Annotated in this window: 3 protein-coding genes; all 3 read left to right on the top strand. The window is 64.3% G+C overall.

All coding sequences use genetic code 11. The features are described 5' to 3' along the window. Positions 1-399 (top strand): hypothetical protein (locus ACK5KK_RS06620; RefSeq protein ID WP_416889298.1); only part of this gene is annotated, 399 nt, incomplete at its 5' end. 123 nt (positions 400-522) lie between these two features. Next, positions 523-1,722: a S1 family peptidase gene (locus ACK5KK_RS06615; RefSeq protein WP_416889297.1), complete on the top strand. Its 1,200-nt coding sequence runs from the start codon at positions 523-525 to the stop codon at positions 1,720-1,722. Between the two features lie 593 nt (positions 1,723-2,315). Further along, positions 2,316-3,116, top strand: an 801-nt coding sequence (locus ACK5KK_RS06610) for an IS1595 family transposase (RefSeq protein WP_416889296.1), incomplete at its 3' end; no start/stop codon positions are given.

The raw sequence follows: 3,116 nt of genomic DNA, 5'->3' as shown, positions 1-3,116 counted from the left end.
GAGGTCGTGCGGCTCACGGCCGTCCTGACGGACCTCTCGTTTGCCTCGTACCTGCTGAGCCCGAGGTTCAGGCTCGCCGAACAAGTGTGGGCGCTCGAAGCCGCCGTCGTCACGATCATGCAAGGCGCCACCACGCCCCGCCTCCACAACCTCGCCGAACGCATCGTCGCCCGCGGAAAGGCCGCCGTCGAGACCGCGTTCAGCATGCGCGTCAACGCCGGCTGCAAACGGCAGGCAGCGCTCGAGAAAGCGCTCGTCGCGTCATCTCAACGCCACCGCACCTGCCTGCTCCGACACCTCAGCACCGTCCGCATCCAGATCATCCCCTACATCCCCGGCGTCGCCGTGCCCCGCAACCGCACACTGACTGCGCCGCGCCCGATTCCTGATCCGGCATAGGAAGCGTCGAGTGCCATTGACGTGATCGACCGTCTCCTGCCATCCTGACTCCACGTGACGGAGCCGTGCACGGGAGGAGACGCCATGGTGGGATTGCATTGGCCTGTTCGGGGAGCTGCCTCGATGCTCGCCGCGGGACTGATTGTTCTCGGATCAGCGTTGACGCATCCGGCCTCGGCCGTCGCGGAAGCATCTCCGCCAATCGATGTCGCCGCGCTTCCAGTGCTTCCCGAGATTCCCGAGCGTGCAGATGAATTGATCGGGGCGCTGGACCAATTCGCCGAGAGAGATCGAGATTCCTATGGCTTTGTCTGGTATGACCACGAGACCGGCGCGGTAATCCTCGACGTTCTCGATCAAGCCGGCGCTGAGCGCGCGGCCGCGAGCGTCGAGTGGCCGGAAGGGTCAGTGGACTTCCGAACAGTCAAGTCCAGCCGAACAGGACTCAGTGAGGCTGCGAACAAGCTGATCGAAGACAAGGCAGTCGTCGAAGCGTACATTGCCGCCGATGCAAACGCAGTCGTGGTGGTGGCTAATGCTGCTTCTGATGTCCCTCTGAGTATCGGTGACTATCCGAACGTCGACGTGCTCGTGGAGGTCGACCGCAACCTGAAAGAGTCCCTGCCCGCTTCCTCCGGGCGCACGTCTGATGATTCGCCCTACTACGGGGGTGCCCGAACTGTGAACCCCAGCGGAAGTGGGTGCTCTAGTGGTATCCCCTGGCGCAGTGGCTCGACGTCGATGATGTTGACGGCGGGGCATTGCACGCCCAACGGTGGCACGACGAAGAGTGCGTCAGGCGCGACGATGGGATACGTGAGCAGCGGTAGCCGGGAGAACTGGGCTGCCGGATTCGGCACAGCATGGTTGTCCGGGGACAATCAGTACCGCGGAGATCTCGCGCTTATCTCAATCAGCTCCCCACAGACGGTGAGCGCGCGGATCTATCGAGGGGGCATCAATTCGACGACAAGCTCCATCATCGCCCGCATGTGGCATCGATCCCCTCGGGTCGGCGACCAGTTTTGCACGGGCGGGACACGCTCCGGCGAACTCTGCGGATGGACCGTTCGTGCAACCAACGTCACCCACGAGTACAGCAACGGAGAAGTCCTCCGCGGCGGTTTCCGGGCGACGAGAGCCGGAGCATGCATCATCTCCGGCGATTCAGGAGGACCGGCTTTCACCGTCCAGACCGACGGCAAGCTAGCCGCCAAGGGCATCATCTCAGGGTCGAACAGCAGCAGCACAAGTTGCACAGCTTGGTTCACAGACGTATGGCACGCAAAGTACATGTGGCCCGGTAGTGTCGCTACCGGCTGAGATCCGAAAGCGGATATTGCTCTTGGCATCCCTCGCGTCTTTGGCGGCTGCTTTGACGAGTTGCGCGGGGGGTTGGCAGAGGTCGGCGGACGTCACCGGATACGCCGCCTGCAACCAATCGAACGCGAACCTGATCACCGTTCATTACGAATCTGGACTCGGCGTTGACGAAGTCACACCGATCGTCCACGAGCGCGCCGGATTCGTGCAGATCGAAGTTGAGCTGCGGGGATCAGGTTCGGTGCCTGCGATCGCGGAGCCGGCGACCCTCGAAGTCGAGCTCGATCACCCCGTCGCAGGACGGGAAGTGCGGGACGGATCCGGGGCCGCCGTTCCAATCCGAGCATGTGAGTAGCTGCGCGTCCCCTGTGTGTCAGGGTTGGGTGAGTCCACCGGTTCATAGCAAGTCCGTCCCTGGCAGGGCGTTGAAGGATCATTCAGTCTGATGAGAAGGGGTATCCATCTTGATGCCAATGGCCTGGTCGGGGTGGATCGGGGGTGGCGGCTCGTAGGCTGAGGGCGTTGGATACGAGAGTGTCCCCGCGAGGCGGCAACCTCCGAGGACGCGGACCACACCATGAAGGGGTGTTGTCGTGGCCCACGATACCGTTGCTCATCCGCACGATTCCAGGCCTGTCGCCGGCTGGCACTACCCCGGCCGGGTCGCGGATCTTCGAGCGTGGTTCGCCACTGACCAGGCGTGTCGGGCATATCTGGACTGGCTGCGATGGCCGGACGGGTTCGTCTGCCCGCACTGTGATGCGCGGTCGGCGGGTATCGGCGGGTCGGGCGTGTATCGCTGCCACGGCTGCCGCCGCCGGGTCTCGGTCACCGCGGGCACGATCTTCGACAAGACGCGCGTGCCGCTGACGACGTGGTTCGAGGCGATCTGGCTATTCACGTCATCCAAGGCCGGGGTATCGGCGGCGACGCTGCACCGTGTGCTGCCGATCAACTCCTACCAGACCGCGTGGACGATGCTCGGCAAGCTGCGGGCCGTGCTGTCCCAGGATGGGCTGGAGCCGTTGACGGGCCGCGTCGAGGTCGACGAGACGTTCATCGGCGGCGTCAGGTCGGGCAAGCCCGGGCGCGGCGCGGCAGGCAAGGTGCTGGTCGCCGGCGGTGTCGAGATCACCGAGAACGGGTGGGGACGAGCCCGCATGGCCATCATCGAGGACGCATCGGCGGCGTCGCTACGCGGATTCATCACGGCGAACATCGCTGTCGGCTCCACGATCGTCTCCGACGCCTGGAAGGGATACCCGCCCGCGATGGACGGGTACGAACACGAACCATTGAACGTGGCCGCGTCCGGTTCACCGGCGCACGAGGCGCTCCCCGCGATCCATCGCATCTTCTCGCTCGTGAAGCGTCTCCTGGAGGGCACCTACCAA

This window comes from Microbacterium sp., from assembly GCF_047972865.1.
GTDB lineage: Bacteria > Actinomycetota > Actinomycetes > Actinomycetales > Microbacteriaceae > Microbacterium.
Note: the sequence above shows the minus strand (reverse complement) of the source record. Positions and strands in the feature narration are given on the sequence as shown.